We start from the raw sequence: 14,701 nt of genomic DNA on the forward strand, positions 1-14,701 counted from the left end.
GCCTGCAGGTCGGCCAGCGCATGCGTCTGGCCACCTTTGCCGGCTATGGCCTGGTGCTGTGCACCTGCGCCGACTTTCGCGCCGCCGCCGCGCAGACCTGTCGCTTCGAGGGCCTCGCGCACGATCTCGGCCGGTCGGAGATCGTCGAGGGCGACAGCGTCGCGCACTACTTCTGGCATTCGCCCTGGCTCGACCAGCCCGGCGCGCGCCAGCTGAGCGAAAGTGTCGTCGCCGGCATTCGGGCCTTTGCGCACTGGCTGGCCGGCGGCGCGCTGCCGGCCAGCGAGGTGCGCTTCACCCATGCGCGGCCGGCCGATGTGCCGATCGAGGTCTACGAGCAGGCGCTCGGCGTGCCGGTGTCTTTTGGCGCACCGGTCACCGAGCTGCGATTCCCGTCGGCGGTGCTCGATGCGCAGATCCCCCATGCCGACACCAGTCTGTTCCCCGAGCTGGAGCGGCTGGCCGGCGAGCGGCTGCAGGCGCGCGACCGCGAAGCGCAAGAGCCGCCGCTCCTGCGCCAGGTGCGCGAGCAGGTGCAGGCCCGGCTGATGCACGACCGCGCGACGCTCGGTGAGGTGGCCGCCGCACTGGCCTTGTCGGGCCGCTCGCTGCAGCGCCGCTTGACCGAGGCCGGCATGCCTTTCACCGCCCTCGTCGACGAGACCCGGCGCGAGCTGGCCCCGCGCTACCTGCGTGACGCCAGCCTGAGCCTGACCGAGGTCGCCTTCCTGCTCGGTTACAGCCAGCAGAGCAGCTTCAACCACGCGTTCCGGGCCTGGTTCAACTGCACGCCGGCGGCCTGGCGCGCGCAAGCCCTGCAAGCCGCCTCGGCCTCCATGGCCTGAACGGGCCACGGCTCGCGCAAAGCCAGCCACAATTGCCCGATCCGGCCACCTCGGCCACCGTGACTTTTTCTCTCTGCAGCAGCCATGCCCCAACGCGTTCTCACCGGCATCACCACCACCGGCACCCTGCACCTCGGCAATTACGTCGGCGCGATCCGTCCGGCCATCGCGGCCAGCCACGAGGCCGCGGTCGAGAGCTTCTACTTCATGGCCGACTACCACGCGCTGATCAAGTGCGACGACCCCGACCGCATCGAGCGCTCGCGGCTGCAGATCGCCGCCACCTGGCTGGCGGCCGGGCTGGACACCGAGCGCTCGACCTTCTACCGTCAGAGCGACATCCCCGAGATCCCCGAGCTGACCTGGTTGCTGACCTGCGTCACCTCGAAGGGCCAGATGAACCGCGCCCATGCCTACAAGGCCTCGGTCGATGCGAACGTCGCGGCCGGCGAAGACCCGGACGCGAACGTCTCGATGGGGCTGTACAGCTACCCGATCCTGATGGCTGCCGACATCCTGATGTTCAACGCCCACCGCGTGCCGGTCGGCAAGGACCAGGTCCAGCACATCGAGATGGCGCGCGACGTTGCCCAGCGTTTCAACCATCTCTTCGGGCAAGGCCAGGAATTCTTCGTGCTGCCCGACGCCCAGGTCGACGCCGAGATGGAGCTGCTGCCGGGGCTGGACGGTCGCAAGATGAGCAAGAGCTACGACAACGCCATTCCCCTGTTCGAAGGCGGCGCGAAGGCGCTGCGCGAGGCGATTGCGCGCATCGTGACCGACTCGCGCCTGCCCGGCGAGCCGAAAGAGCCCGAAGGCAGCGCGCTGGTGACGATCTACGACGCGTTCGCGACGACGGCGCAGCGGGCCGCCTTCCGCGCCGAGTTGCGCGGTGGCTTGGGCTGGGGCGACGCCAAGCAGCGCCTGTATGACCAGATCAACGCCGAGATCGGCCCGATGCGCGACAAGTACGAGACGCTGATGGCCCACCCGGAGCAGATCGAAGAGACGCTGCAAGCCGGCGCGGCCAAAGCCCGCGCCATCGCCGCGCCGCTGCTGGCCACGCTGCGCGAGGCGGTCGGCCTGCGCCGCTTCCAGCCGTTGAAGGCAGCTGCAGCCGAAGCGCCGAAGGCCAAGGCCGCGCTGCCGGTGTTCAAGCAGTACCGCGAGGCCGACGGCCGCTTCTACTTCAAGCTCAGCGCCCACGACGGCCGCGTGCTGCTGCAAAGCGAAGGCTTTGCCGGTGGCCGCGACGCTGGCGAGTGGGTCAAGAAGCTGAAGACCGAAGGCGCCGCCGCGCTGGCCGCAGCACCTGTGGCGCGTGGCGACGGGGTCGAGGCGGACGAGGTGGCCGATGCGCTGGCGGCGCTGATCGCGGCGGCCGCCGAGTAATTCAACACGAGCGACGGGAGGCGCCGATGTACAGCAAACCGATGCTGGCCGGTTGGGGCGACATGGACTTCAACGCCCACATGAAGAACACCGCCTTCCTCGACAAGTCAGCCGACCTGCGGATGCTGTTCTTCGCCGAGCACGGCTTTCCGATGGCCGAGTTCCGCCGGCTGCAGATCGGCCCGGTGATCATGAAAGACGAGCTCGAGTACCACAAGGAAGTTGGCCTGCTGCAGACCATCGACGTCTCGCTGGCACTGGCCGGCCTGTCCGAAGACGGCAGCCGTTTCCTGATGCGCAACGAGATCCGTCGCGCCGACGACAGCAAGCTCTGCGCCCGCGTCACCAGCGCCGGCGGTTGGCTGAACCTGGCCGAGCGCCGCCTGGTGGCGCCGCCGCCCGCGCTGCTCGGCGCCTTGAGCGCGCTGCCGCACACCGACGATTTCTCGGTGCTGCCTTCAAGCCTGCGCGCCTGAGGTCACGGCCATGCTCGACAGCCTGCTGGCCAGCATCAACAAGTTCAGCCCCTTCCTGCTGTTGCTGCTGGCGGTGACCTTCGCCTGGTGGTGGCGGCGCGACCAGGCGCTGCGGCGCGAAGCCTTCATCCGCGACGCGCAACTGCCGCGCGGCCTGTACGACGCGCTGCGCAAGCGCCGGCCCGAGCTGAACCTGAAGGACTGCCAGCTGGTCAACACCGCGCTGCGCCAGTTCTTCCTCGCCCACCTGAAGAGCGGCCGGCGCTATGTGTCGATGCCGTCGCAGGTGGTCGACGACCTGTGGCACGAGTTCATCCTGCACACCCGCAATTACGAAGAGTTCTGCCGCCGCGCGTTCGGCCGTTTCCTGCACCACACGCCGGCCGCCGTGCTGGGCAGCAGTGGTGGCAAGACCAACGCGGGGCTGCGACGCTGCTGGTGGCATGTGTGCAAGCTGGAAAACATCAACCCGCGACAAGCGACGCGCCTGCCGCTGCTGTTCGCCCTCGACCACAAGCTGGGCATCGCCGGCGGCTTCGTCTACGCGATCGACTGCGCCAACACCTTGCGCCGCGCCGACGACGGCAGCGTCGTCTACTGCGGAGCCGACCTCGGCACCTACGGCGAAGGCAACTTCGGCGACGGTGGCGGCAGCGCCAGCGGCTGGAGCTTCAGCGGCTTCAGCTTTGGCGGTGATGGGGGTGGCGACGGTGGCGGTGATGGCGGGGGTTGTGGTGGTGGGGGCTGCGGCGGCGATTGACAACGTGCGCCTTGGCGCCGGCCGGAGACGAATCCGCGTCGCGGCGTGACTTCGTTGACGGGCTGCGCCGGCGACGCCCCGGATAATTCCGCCCACAACAAAAGTGGACGGAGCGGACACGACAGCGCAGAGGAAGCCTGAGGCTTCGGCCGTGCAAGCAGTGGGCAACGACCACTCCCTTTCACGCCCTGAAACCGCCTTTGTCTTGTCGATGGATTCCTCTGCTGTCCAACTGATCTTCGCCGGTGAGGTGCTCGACGGCTTTGCCCTCGCCGAGGTGAAACAACGCCTGGCGCAGCGCCTGAAGCTCGACGAGGCGCGGCTGCGCAGCCTGTTCTCCGGCCAGCGCGTGGTGCTCAAGCGCGGCTTGAGCGCCGAGACTGCCGCCCACTGGGTCGCGCAGTTTCGCGAGATGGGCGCGCGGCTGCACATCGAGCACGCACCCGCCGATGCCGAATCCGCGGTCAAACCGCCAGCAGCGCCTGCACCGGTCACACCCGTCGCGCCGGCACCGCTGAGCCTGGCACCCCTGGCGCCGCCACCAGCACCGCGCGATCCGTACGCCGCACCGGCACCGCCGCCGATCGCGGTCAACACGCCGCCGGTCACTGAAGAGATCACCTGCCCGTCCTGTGGCGAGCGACAACCCAAACGCATCCTCTGCCGCAACTGCGCCTGCGACATGCCGCGCGGCATCGCCGCCCGCGAAGAAGAAGCCGCGGCCGAACGGGCACGGCGAAACGAAGAGATCCTGGCCCGACGCGGTGGGCGCCGCGGTGCGGCGGCGGGCACGCCATCGCGCAGCCCGTCGGGCTTCGCCGCCTCGCGTGTCGGGCGGATCGAGGTCAGCGAAGACGACGCACCGCTGTTCGGCCTGTCGTTCGAGGGCCGCATCGGCCGCATGCGCAACTTCCTCGGTGGCCTGCTGATCCTGACAGCCATCGTCTGGCTGGGCATCCTGGCTGCGCTGGCACCGAACCGCTTCACGCTGGTTCTGCTGGTGCTGGGCCTGGCGTTCACGATGGTCTGGGGCATCCGGCTGACGGTGCTGCGCCTGCACGACGTCAACCGCAGCGGCTGGTGGGTGCTGGTGCTGCTGGTCCCGACCCTGGGCAACCTGGCGAGCCTGGTTCTGTCGTTGTGGCCGGGGGATGCCGACGACAACGACTACGGCCCGCCGCCGTCGCAAGACGGCTCGCTGCCGGCCATCGCGGTGCTGGTGGTGCTGTGCCTGAGCCTGGTGGCAGGCTGGCAGATGGCGTGGTCGGCGATCCAGCGCCAGGCCGCACAGATCGAAGAAGAAGCCGGCAACGAAGACGGCAGCAGCGCCAGCGCCGAAGACCCCTTGCCGCCCGCCAGCGAGCTGATCCGCGTGCTGCACAGCGATGCGGCGGTCGGTGAGTTCCACCGCTACATGGACACGCCGGGCCACCGAGCCTTTGCCGTCTCCAGCGCCGGCGCCTGGGGCTGGCACGGCGGTGCCGCGCGGCCCGACCAGGCGATCGAGAGCGCGCTGGCCGACTGCGAACGCCGCCGCAGCCCGTACACCCCCAACTGCCGGGTGGTGCATGTGAACGACCAGTGGGCGATGAACTGACGCGCCGGCGCATGGCCACCCGATGAACGAACAACACGAGCACTTCCCGAACGCGTTCCAGGCTTTCTTGCTGATCGTCGCGCTGTTCCTCGCCGAGGTGTTGTTCGGCGCCTTGCTCAGAGACTTCAACGGCGTGCTCGGCCTCGGTCGATGGTCGCTCGACGCGCTCGAGGTGGTGCTGGCCAACGGGCTGGTGCTGAGCGTGGTGTTGCACCGCAAGGGCTTGAGCCACCGRGCCCTGATTCACCCATCCAGCGCGTCGCCCCAAGCGACCTTCTGGCTGCTGCTGGGGCCGATCCTGGCGGTCACGCCGGTGATGGTGCTGGTGCTGGGTGTGCTCAACGACTGGCTGACGCAACTGCTGCCGCTATCGGCTTGGGAGCAGGCTGCGTTCGAGCACATGGCCGAAGGTGGCTTCGTCGCGGTGACGACGGTCTGCCTGCTGGGGCCGGTGCTCGAAGAGCTGCTGTTTCGCGGCATCGTGCTGCGCAGCTTTCTGCACCAGTACCCGCGCGGCGCGGCGATCACCGGCTCGGCCCTGCTGTTCGGTTTTGCCCATATGAACATCCACCAGTTCCTGGTGGCGATGGTGATCGGCACGCTGTCGGGCTGGCTTTACGACCGCACCCGCTCGCTGCTGCCCTGCATCACGCTGCACGTGGCGTTCAACAGCAGCATCACGCTGCTCGGCCAATGGGCCGAAGACCTTCCGGACGAGACGGAGCTGCCGCTGTTGGCCTGGCTGGTGGCCTTGGGCCTGGGTGCACTCGGTTTTGGCCTGCTGCGCCGGTTGCTGATGCGACCGGCAGTGCGCAGCTAGAACTGGTACTGCACGCGCACCGTGAACATGCCGCCGCGCTTGCTGTAGACGGTGCCCAGCAGGTAGGCCGCCTGGTACAGCAAGGCCTTGTCCGGGCCGCTGCCCTGGCCGAGGTCGACATGGCCGAAGAAGGCCGGGCCGGCGCGGTGCGACTGGCGGCTGTTCTCGTTCCAATGGCTCCAGTGGCCGAGCTCGCCGAAGCCCTGCAGGCCGAAGTCCATCAGCGGGTGCCAGCGGTGGCGCACCTGCCACTGGTACTTCATCTGGATCGGTTGGCCCTCTTCGGGCTCGAAGCTGCGCTCGAAGAAGATGTTCGCATTCAGCTGCGTGCGGCCCCAATCCGTCTGCAGCACCGGGCCGTATTCCAGCGCGTAGGCTTTGCCGCCGTAACCGGACTCGCGGATCAGGCTGGCGTGCAGCGCCAGGTCGAACGGCCATTCGCCCTGCGTCAGCAGAACGTCGTTCTGCCAGACCAGCGAGCTCGGAACGATGTCCCAGTTCGACGGGCCGATCGTGCTGTACAGCAGCTCGGTGGTCCAGCGGCTGTTGACGCCGAAGCTGAAGCCCAGCTCGGGCCAGATGGTTTCGGGCTCGCCGCGGGACTTGACGCTCCAGTAGCGGAAATCGACTGCGCGCAGGCCGGCGTTGTCGTACGGTGTGACGACGTAATAGCCGGGGTCGGCATGGGCGGGGGCGGTGGGCAACAGCCCCACCAGCAAGGCGACCAGCCAGAAAAGGATTCGATGCACGGGCAAGCTCCGGCGGCCGCAAGCAACCACCCTGCTTCGCAGTCTGCGGCCCGAAGCCCGGTCACGAAGGCCGAAAAAGCGCCACCATCGCCCGGCGTCTTGCGCCCGGTTACGGGCCCCCGTTCACTCGAACGGGTAACGCACGCCCAGCTGGGCGCGGATGCGGTCCATCCAGCCGAGCGTCGCCAGCGTGTCGGCATGCGACATCGTCGCGCTCTCGACGCGGCCGGCGCGGGCGCAGCGCACCGCCTCTTCAATCTCGCCTTCGAAGCCGTTGATCGCGAAAGGCGCCTGCACGACCACCGGCGCATCGCCGTCGATGTGCAGCTGGGCCTCAGTCGCCTCCCAGAACACACGCGGCACGACGATGTGGCCGCGCTGGCCGAAGATGCGCAGCCCGTTGTCGGCCGAGCCGTCGAAGCCGCAGGTGAACTGCGAGACCCGGCCGCCGCCGAAGTCGAGCGTGGCCCAGACGCGCTGGTCAACACCGGTCGGCGCCAGCTGGCCATTGGCCTGCAGCGCCATCGGCTCAGGGCATTCGCCCAGCGCCTGCTGCAAGACCCAGCGCGTCATCGTCAGGTTGTAGACGCCCAGGTCCAGCAAGGCCCCGCCGGCCAGCGCCGGGTCGTACAGCCGGCTCGTCGGCTCGTACGGCGAATCGAAGCAGAAGCTCGACTGCATGCCGCGCAGCGGCCCGATCGCGCCATCGGCCAACCAGGCTTTGATCGTCGCGTAGATGGGCAAGAAGCGCGTCCACACCGCCTCCATCAGGAATGCGCCCCGCTCACGCGCCAGCCCGACCAGCGGCAGCGCTTCGGCCCGGCTGGCCACCAGCGGCTTCTCGCACAGCACCGCCTTGCCGGCCAGCAGCGCGTCACGGATCGCGCTACCGTGAAAGGCGTGGGGTGTCGCGATGTAGACCCCGTCCACGTCGGGCCGGGCCAGCGTGGCGGCCAGGTCGATGGCCGCCGGGATCGGGGGCAGGCCGTCGCGCGTCCAGTGCTCGGCAAAGGCCTGGGCCCGGCCGAGGTCACGCCCTTGCACCACCGCCAGGTGCATGCCGGGCAGTCGGTGCACCGCGTCGGCAAAGCGGTGGGCGATGTTGCCGGGGCCGACGAGGGCCCAGCCGAACGACGTGGAGGCGGGAGCGGCGCGCGAGGTGTTCATCGGTCGATTATCCGAAGTGCCAGCCAGTGCTCGCGCACGGGCGTGGACGCGCGGTGAGTGCCGGCCCGGCCGCGAAAGGTTGAACCGGCTCGCCCCCTAGAAACCGGCTATCGCCGCACCGGTGCGGGTGCTAGTTTTCGCCCGCGCCGGCCACGCCTGGCCGGCGCCGATTTCCCAAAGCACAGGAGATGACAGCATGCGAACGATGGCATTGATTCTGGTGGCCTCGCTGTTCAGCGCGGGTGCGCTGGCCGCCGGTTATTCGGAAAAGAAATCAGGCGATCTGTCCAACGACGGCCTGACGCCGACGGTGGTCAAGCTCAAGCTCGGCGAGAACGTGATCTCGGGCAACTACGGCACCAAGAACGGTGTCACTGACCGTGACTACTTCACCGTCAAGATCCCCGTCGGCCAACAGCTGGCGGCGATCATCCTCGAGCCCGAAACGGTGGTCGGCCTGAACGTGTCGTTCATCGGCGTGCAAAAGGGCAAGCAGGTCACCGTGCCGCCCGTCGGCGGTTCACCCGAAGACCTGCTGGGCTGGACCCACTACGGCACCGACGATGAAGGCACCGACATCCTGCCGGCGATGGGCACCGGCGCCGGCGCCAAGGGCTTCGTGCCGCCGCTGCCCGCCGGGACCTACAGCTTCTGGGTCCAGGAACTGGCCAGTTGCGCCTGCAAGTACCGCTTCACCTTCCGCGTGAACACACCTGCAGATTGATACAACGCGAGGCGCGGGCGGGTGCTAGTGTCCTGGCCCGGCCTCGAATGGCGCCGAATCCCAACTGCACAGGAGATCACAGCATGCGAACCATGGTCCTGTTCCTGGCGGCCTCGCTGATCGGCGCCAACGCGCTGGCCGCCGGTTATTCGGAGAAGAAGTCGGGTGACCTGCCCGACATTGGCACTGCGCCGGCGACGGTCCGGCTCAAGCTCGGCGACAACGTGATCTCGGGCAAGGACGGCACCAAGAACGGCGTGACCGACCGCGACTACTTCACCATCAAGATCCCGGCCGGACAGCAACTGAGCGCGATCATCGTGGAGCCCGAATCGCTGGTGGGCATCAACGCTTCGTTCATCGGCATCCAGAAGGGCAAGCAGGTCACGGTGCCGCCGCAGGGTGGCTCACCGGAAGACCTGCTGGGCTACGCGCTCTATGGCATCGACGACGAAGGCACCGACATCCTGCCGGCCATCGGCGAGGGCAGCGGCGCCAAGGGCTTCGTTCCGCCACTGGGCCCAGGCAACTACAGCTTCTGGCTGCAGGAAACGGCCAGTTGCGATTGCCGGTATCGCTTCACGTTCAAGGTCACCGCCACGCACTAGCCTGGCGGCGCGCTGGCGACGGGCCGCTCCTTGAGGGGCGGTAGCGCGTCCCCCCGCGCCCGGGGGGGCCGACACTCGTTCAAACGTTCTCGGGCACCGGGTTGCGGAAGCCCACGTTCAGCAGGTTCCACGCATTGATCGCGGCGATCGTGAAGCCGATCTCGGCGATTTCGGTGTCGTTGAAGTGTGCTTTCAGCTTGGCGAACTCTTCGTCGCTGGCGTCGCTGTGCGGCGTCGCGTTGATCAGCTCGGCCCAGTGCAGCGCGGCGCGCTCGCGGTCGCTGAAGAACGGGGCTTCGCGCCAGCCGGCCAGGGCGTTGAGGTGGCGCGGGTCGACGTCCTGCTTGATCAGGTCGCGCCAGTGCATGTCGATGCAGAAGGCGCAGCCGTTGATCTGCGACAGGCGCAGCAGGATCAGATCAACCAGCTTCACGCCAATCGAGCTGTTGTGCACCGTGGCCGACAGCGCCAGCAGCGCCTGGAACGACTTCGGGGCCAGTTGGTAGTACGGGACACGGGGAGCGTGGGTCGTCATGGCAAGCTTCTTTCGATTCAGGTTGGAGGGGAATCGGCAACCGCTTCTTGCGGTTCCTGTCCACTAGACGCCGGGCGATGCGCCGTTGTGACAACGCCCGATCAAATTTCTTGTGCGATGCCCACCAACTTGTCCGGGTTGCGCACGGCATAGATCGCCAGGATGCGCTCGCCGTCGGTCACCACGGCCTGGGCTGACTCGAGTTGGCCGTCGATGTAGCGCAGCAGCCCCGGCTCGCCGTTGATCTGCGCGATCCTGTAGACGACCTTCTCTTTCAGCCGCAGCGCCATCGCCCAGTACAAGTTGGTGATGCGGTCGGCGCCGCGCAGGATGTGCAGGAAGGCCGGCACCTTGCCGCCGCCGTCACCCACCACCTGCACATCGTCGGCCAGCAGTGCCTTCATCGCTGAGCGGTCGCTGGTGCGCGCCGCATGAACGAACTTTTCGAGCAGCCGGTGCTGCGCGCCGTGGCTGACATCGAAGCGCGGCCGCTCCTGCTGCACCCGCTCGGCCGCACGGTGCACCAGCTGCCGGCAGGCGGCCTCGCTCTTGCCCAGCACCGCGGCGATGTCGTTGTAGTCCTGGTCGAAGGCCTGGCGCATCAGGAAGGCGGCACGCTCTTCTGGCGACAGCCGCTCGAGCACCCACAGCAGCGCGAMCGAGAGTTCACCAGCCAGTTCGGCCACCGCCTCGGGCGTGCGTTCGTCGATCTCTTCGACCAGCGGCTCGGGCAGCCACCAGCCGACGTAGCTCTCGCGCTCTGTCTTGGCAACGCGCAGCCGGTCGATCGCCAGCCGCGTGACGACCGTGACCAGCCAGGCCTCGGTCGATTGCAAGGTGCTTTGGTCGACGCGGTGCCAGCGCAACCAGGCGTCTTGCAGCACGTCTTCCGCGTCGGCCCGGGTGCCGAGCATGCGGTAGGCGATCGAAAACAGCTTGGGCCTCGCGGCGGCGAAGGCGTCGGGCGTGGCTTCGGAGGTGTCGGGGACGGTGGTGGCCATGGCAAAACGCTGGTGGAGACAACCACCAGACGTGGCAGCCCACGGCCTTGTGACAGGCCGTGCGCTTTTTTACCTCGCCGCGCGCCGTTTGGCAGCTACGGAAACGCGCTCAAGTCGCCGTGGCCTGCCGCACCGCGCGCTCCCAGCGCCCCATCAATTCTTCGGCACGCTCACGCGGCAGCGTCGGCTCGAAGCGGCGTTCGACCTGCCATTGCGACGACAGCTCGCCCAGGTTCTTCCAGACACCCACCGCCAGGCCGGCCAGGTAGGCCGCGCCCAAGGMAGTGGTCTCGATCACCTGCGGCCGCACGACCGGGATGCCGAGCAGGTCGGCCTGGAACTGCATCAGCAGGTTGTTGACGCACGCGCCGCCATCGACACGCAGTTCGGTCACCGTCGACCCACCGGCAGCCACCGCGTCGCGGCTCATCGCCTGCAGCAACGCCGCGCTCTGGAAGGCGATGCTCTCCAGCGCCGCGCGGGCAATGTGGGCGGCATTGCTGCCGCGCGTCAGGCCGACGATCGTGCCGCGGGCATCCGGCTGCCAGTACGGCGCGCCCAAGCCCGTGAAGGCCGGCACGAACATCACGCCACCCGAATCGGGCACGCTTTCGGCCAGGGCCTGCACCTCGGAGCTGGACTTGATCGCATGCAGCCCGTCGCGCAGCCACTGGACCACCGCGCCGGCGATGAAGACACTGCCTTCGAGCGCGAACTCGGGCTGCGTGGTGGGCTGCGCCGCGCTGGTCGTGATCAGGCCGTTGGCGCTGGTCTGAAAATGGGCGCCGGTGTGCATCAGCATGAAGCAGCCGGTGCCGTAGGTGTTCTTCGCCAGACCGGCCTGGAAGCAGGCCTGGCCGAACAACGCACTCTGCTGGTCACCAGCCATGCCGGCGATCGGTATCGCCGCACCGAGCAGCTCGGCGTCGCACTCGCCGTAGACATGGCTGCTGGGGTGCACCTGCGGCAGCAGGCTGCCCGGCACGTGCAGCGCCGCCAGCAGGCCCGGGTCCCAACGGTTGTGGCGCACGTCGAACAACATCGTGCGCGAAGCGTTGCTGACATCGGTCGCATGCACACGGCCACCGGTCAGCTTCCACAGCAGCCAGCTGTCGACCGTGCCGAAGGCCAAGTCGCCCTGCGCCGCGGCGATGTGCGCGCCCGGTGCATGGTCGAGGATCCAGCGGATCTTGGTGCCGGAGAAGTACGCGTCGATCACCAGCCCGGTGGTCTCGCGCACCTTGGGCTCCAAGCCCTGCTCGCGCAGCTGCGCGCATAGCGGCTCGGCGCGCCGGTCTTGCCAGACGATCGCGTTGTGCACCGGCTGGCCGGTGCGGCGGTTCCACACCAGCGTGGTCTCGCGCTGGTTGGTGATGCCGATGGCCTTGATGTCGGCCGCGGTCAGGCCTGCTTTCTGCAAGGCTTCACGTGCGGTTGCGAGCTGGCTGTCCCAGATCTCGTTCGGGTCGTGCTCGACCCAGCCCGGCTGCGGGTAGATCTGGCGGAACTCACGCTGCGCCATCGCGACGATGCGGCCGCGTTCGTCGAACACGATCGAGCGCGAACTCGACGTTCCCTGATCGAGGGCCAGGACATAACTCATGGTCGTTTGTACCCCTCGTCCGACGAGTACGTCGGCCGATCCCCCGAGGGGGCGCGTTCGGACATGGCTTGTCCAGTGGACAAGCCATGCCTACGCGCGGCCGGCTTGGGAGCGGCCCGGCACTCGGCCCGCTTGAAGAATGAGCAAGCTGCTTTCATGGTTGAACGCACTCCAGTTGCACACCCGCCTCGGCCAGCAATGCAGGAAACGGCGGCGGCGGCGTCTGGTCGGTGAACAGCAGGTCGAGTTGGTCGACGCGGGCCAGCTCGACCATCGCCGGCCGGTTGAACTTGCTGTGGTCGGCGGCCAGCCAGACCTCGCGCGACTGCTCAATGATCGCGCGCGAGACCTTGACCTCGCGGTAGTCGAAGTCGCGCAGCGAGCCGTCGGCCTCGATGCCCGAGATGCCGATCAGGCCGATGTCGACGCGGAACTGGCGGATGAAGTCGACCGCCGCCTCGCCAACGATGCCACGATCACGGTTGCGCACCACGCCGCCGGCGACGATGACCTCGCAGTCGACGTTGTCGGCCAGGATCGCCGCGACGTTCAGGTTGTTGGTGATCACGCGCAGGCCCTTGTGGTGCAGCAGCGCGCGCGCGACGGCCTCTGTCGTCGTGCCGAGATTGATCAGGATGGAGCAGCCGTTGGGCACGCGCGCGGCCACCGCCTTGGCGATGCGCGTTTTCGCATCGGCGTTCAGCGACTCACGCTGGCGGTGGGCGATGTTCTCGGTCGTCGAGCTGGGCAGCCGCACGCCGCCGTGAAAGCGCGCCAGCAGGCCGGCCTCGGCAAGCAGCTTCACATCGCGCCGCACCGTCTGCAGCGTGACGCCAAAGCGATCGGCCAGCGCTTCGACGGTGGCCACGCCATGCGTGCGCACGGCGTCCAGCAGCTCGGACTGACGCGGATTGGGGGTCATGGGCCGCATTGTCGTGACCGGCGCCGGCTTGGGCGAATAAGAACAAACCCGAAAGCAAAACGACTAAAACGAACTTGCAAACGAACATCGTCTGAGGTAAAACGAAAAAAGAAGAACACGGCCCGCGCCGCCGTTCTCACCCCGACGACTTCAGGAGACAACCCTGTTCAACGACGCGCCCCAAGGCGTGCGACCGCACGCTGCCGATGCCACCGGCCCGGAGCCGCTGGCGTGCGACGTGCTCGTCGTCGGCGGCGGCATCAACGGCGCCGGCATCGCGCGTGACCTGGCGGGCCGCGGCTGGCGCGTGCTGCTGGCCGAGGCCGACGACTTCGCTTCGCACACCTCCTCGTCGTCGACCAAGCTGATCCACGGCGGCCTGCGCTACCTCGAGTACTACGAGTTCTCCCTCGTGCGCAAGGCGCTGCAGGAGCGCGAGGTGCTGCTGAAGAGCGCGCCGCACATCATGTGGCCGCTGCGCTTCGTGATGCCGCACGACCCGTCCATGCGGCCGGCCTGGTTGATCCGCCTGGGCATCTTCCTGTACGACCACCTGGCCCACCGCGAAGTGCTGCCCGGCTCACGCGGCATCGACCTGACCAGGCACGCCACCGGCGCGCCGCTGAAGCCCGAGTTCACGCGCGGCTTCGTCTATTCCGACGGCTGGGTCGACGATGCGCGGCTGGTGGTGCTGAATGCGATCGACGCCCGCGCCAGGGGCGCGACGCTGCTGACGCGCACCCGCGTGACCCGGGCCGAGCGGCGCGAGCGCACCTGGCACGCCACGCTGCAGGCCGAAGACGGCGGCGAGCAGCAAGTCACCGCACGCGCACTGGTCAATGCGGCCGGGCCGTGGGCCGAGGCCTTCTTGCGCGGCGTCGCGCTGCCCGCCCGTGGTGAGGCGCTGGCGACCAAGAGCCTGCGCCTGGTCAAGGGCTCGCACATCATCGTGCCGCGTTGCTTCGCGCACGACCACGCCTACATCTTCCAGAACCCCGACAAGCGCATCATCTTCGCGATCCCCTACGAGCGCGATTTCACGCTGATCGGCACCACCGATGTCGAGCTGCAGGGCGACCCGCGCGGCGCCTGCATCAGCGAGAACGAAACGGCTTACCTGTGCGAACAGGCCAGCCGCTACTTCCGCCGCCCGGTGCGCCCAGCCGATGTGGTGTGGAGCTACGCCGGCGTGCGCCCACTGCTCGAAGACGACGCCGGCGACCCGTCGGCCGTGACACGCGATTACCTGCTCGAGACCAACACCGCCGGTGGCCAGGGCGCGCCGTTGCTGAGTGTCTGGGGCGGCAAGATCACGACCTTCCGCAAGCTGGCCGAAGACGCCGCCGATGACATCGGCCGCATGCTCGGCGAACACCGCCCGGCCTGGACGCATGGCGCCTTCCTGCCTGGCGGCGAGCTGTCGGCCTGGATCGGCAAGGCGCAAAAGCCCGACACCGATTTCGAACGCCTGGTGCACGCCGTCGGCGCGCGCCACCCGTGGC

Annotated in this window: 15 protein-coding genes; 9 read left to right on the plus strand and 6 right to left on the minus strand. The window is 68.3% G+C overall.

Annotated elements, in window-relative coordinates:
- The 6 genes from AC1DYI_RS13220 to AC1DYI_RS13245 form a co-directional block, all read left to right on the plus strand.
- Positions 1-845: helix-turn-helix transcriptional regulator (locus AC1DYI_RS13220; RefSeq protein ID WP_477204579.1), on the plus strand; the 845-nt coding region annotated here is incomplete at its 5' end.
- Positions 846-929: 84 nt separating this feature from the next.
- Entirely contained in the window at positions 930-2,237 is a 1,308-nt protein-coding gene (locus AC1DYI_RS13225) for a tryptophan--tRNA ligase (RefSeq protein WP_477204580.1), read from the plus strand.
- Between the two features lie 26 nt (positions 2,238-2,263).
- Positions 2,264-2,713, plus strand: a complete 450-nt coding sequence (locus AC1DYI_RS13230) for a thioesterase family protein (protein ID WP_477204581.1) — start codon at positions 2,264-2,266, stop codon at positions 2,711-2,713.
- A 10-nt stretch (positions 2,714-2,723) separates the two neighbouring features.
- Complete coding sequence (locus tag AC1DYI_RS13235; protein ID WP_477204582.1) at positions 2,724-3,473, plus strand: glycine-rich domain-containing protein; 750 nt, start codon at positions 2,724-2,726, stop codon at positions 3,471-3,473.
- Between the two features lie 211 nt (positions 3,474-3,684).
- A complete protein-coding gene (locus tag AC1DYI_RS13240) occupies positions 3,685-5,070 on the plus strand; it encodes a DUF805 domain-containing protein (protein WP_477204583.1) in 1,386 nt (461 codons plus the stop codon).
- A gap of 22 nt (positions 5,071-5,092) precedes the next feature.
- Positions 5,093-5,890: a lysostaphin resistance A-like protein gene (locus AC1DYI_RS13245; protein WP_477204584.1), complete on the plus strand. Its 798-nt coding sequence runs from the start codon at positions 5,093-5,095 to the stop codon at positions 5,888-5,890.
- On the opposite strand, the gene AC1DYI_RS13250 is transcribed toward AC1DYI_RS13245, so the two are convergent.
- Both AC1DYI_RS13250 and AC1DYI_RS13255 read right to left on the minus strand, forming a co-directional pair.
- Entirely contained in the window at positions 5,887-6,639 is a 753-nt protein-coding gene (locus AC1DYI_RS13250; RefSeq protein WP_477204585.1) for a hypothetical protein, read from the minus strand. The two genes, AC1DYI_RS13245 and AC1DYI_RS13250, sit on opposite strands and share 4 nt — an antisense overlap.
- A 123-nt stretch (positions 6,640-6,762) precedes the next feature.
- Positions 6,763-7,806 (minus strand): Gfo/Idh/MocA family protein, encoded by a 1,044-nt coding sequence (locus AC1DYI_RS13255; protein WP_477204586.1) that lies wholly within the window; start codon positions 7,804-7,806, stop codon positions 6,763-6,765.
- Between the two features lie 205 nt (positions 7,807-8,011).
- On the opposite strand from AC1DYI_RS13255, the gene AC1DYI_RS13260 reads away from it, so the two are divergent.
- Positions 8,012-8,530, plus strand: a complete 519-nt coding sequence (locus AC1DYI_RS13260) for a hypothetical protein (RefSeq protein WP_477204587.1) — start codon at positions 8,012-8,014, stop codon at positions 8,528-8,530.
- A gap of 83 nt (positions 8,531-8,613) precedes the next feature.
- Positions 8,614-9,138 carry a hypothetical protein gene (locus tag AC1DYI_RS13265; protein WP_477204588.1) on the plus strand — a complete coding sequence of 175 codons (525 nt, stop codon included), beginning with the start codon at positions 8,614-8,616 and terminating at the stop codon, positions 9,136-9,138.
- A 79-nt stretch (positions 9,139-9,217) separates the two neighbouring features.
- Here AC1DYI_RS13265 and AC1DYI_RS13270 read toward each other — a convergent pair whose 3' ends face one another.
- The 4 genes from AC1DYI_RS13270 to AC1DYI_RS13285 form a co-directional block, all read right to left on the minus strand.
- Positions 9,218-9,673: a carboxymuconolactone decarboxylase family protein gene (locus tag AC1DYI_RS13270; protein ID WP_477204589.1), complete on the minus strand. Its 456-nt coding sequence runs from the start codon at positions 9,671-9,673 to the stop codon at positions 9,218-9,220.
- Positions 9,674-9,774: 101 nt separating this feature from the next.
- Positions 9,775-10,674: an RNA polymerase sigma-70 factor gene (locus AC1DYI_RS13275; protein WP_477204590.1), complete on the minus strand. Its 900-nt coding sequence runs from the start codon at positions 10,672-10,674 to the stop codon at positions 9,775-9,777.
- Between the two features lie 109 nt (positions 10,675-10,783).
- Positions 10,784-12,277, minus strand: a complete 1,494-nt coding sequence (glpK, locus tag AC1DYI_RS13280; RefSeq protein ID WP_477204591.1) for a glycerol kinase GlpK — start codon at positions 12,275-12,277, stop codon at positions 10,784-10,786.
- Between the two features lie 154 nt (positions 12,278-12,431).
- On the minus strand, positions 12,432-13,199 hold the full coding sequence (locus tag AC1DYI_RS13285; RefSeq protein WP_477204592.1) for a DeoR/GlpR family DNA-binding transcription regulator: 768 nt from the start codon (positions 13,197-13,199) through the stop codon (positions 12,432-12,434).
- Between the two features lie 187 nt (positions 13,200-13,386).
- Between AC1DYI_RS13285 and glpD the strand changes: the two genes are divergently transcribed.
- On the plus strand, positions 13,387-14,701 hold a 1,315-nt coding region (glpD, locus tag AC1DYI_RS13290), incomplete at its 3' end, for a glycerol-3-phosphate dehydrogenase (RefSeq protein WP_477204593.1).

This window comes from Ideonella sp. P3_A4 (assembly GCF_056403075.1).

Bases quoted from the DNA above. Each gene is read 5' to 3' on its own strand.
- AC1DYI_RS13255 (WP_477204586.1), bottom strand. From the start codon at position 7,806: ATGAACACCTCGCGCGCCGCTCCCGCCTCCACGTCGTTCGGCTGGGCC.
- AC1DYI_RS13285 (WP_477204592.1), bottom strand. From the start codon at position 13,199: ATGACCCCCAATCCGCGTCAGTCCGAGCTGCTGGACGCCGTGCGCACG.
- AC1DYI_RS13260 (WP_477204587.1), top strand. From the start codon at position 8,012: ATGGCATTGATTCTGGTGGCCTCGCTGTTCAGCGCGGGTGCGCTGGCC.
- AC1DYI_RS13240 (WP_477204583.1), top strand. From the start codon at position 3,685: ATGGATTCCTCTGCTGTCCAACTGATCTTCGCCGGTGAGGTGCTCGAC.
- AC1DYI_RS13230 (WP_477204581.1), top strand. From the start codon at position 2,264: ATGTACAGCAAACCGATGCTGGCCGGTTGGGGCGACATGGACTTCAAC.
- AC1DYI_RS13265 (WP_477204588.1), top strand. From the start codon at position 8,614: ATGCGAACCATGGTCCTGTTCCTGGCGGCCTCGCTGATCGGCGCCAAC.
- AC1DYI_RS13235 (WP_477204582.1), top strand. From the start codon at position 2,724: ATGCTCGACAGCCTGCTGGCCAGCATCAACAAGTTCAGCCCCTTCCTG.
- AC1DYI_RS13270 (WP_477204589.1), bottom strand. From the start codon at position 9,673: ATGACGACCCACGCTCCCCGTGTCCCGTACTACCAACTGGCCCCGAAG.
- AC1DYI_RS13225 (WP_477204580.1), top strand. From the start codon at position 930: ATGCCCCAACGCGTTCTCACCGGCATCACCACCACCGGCACCCTGCAC.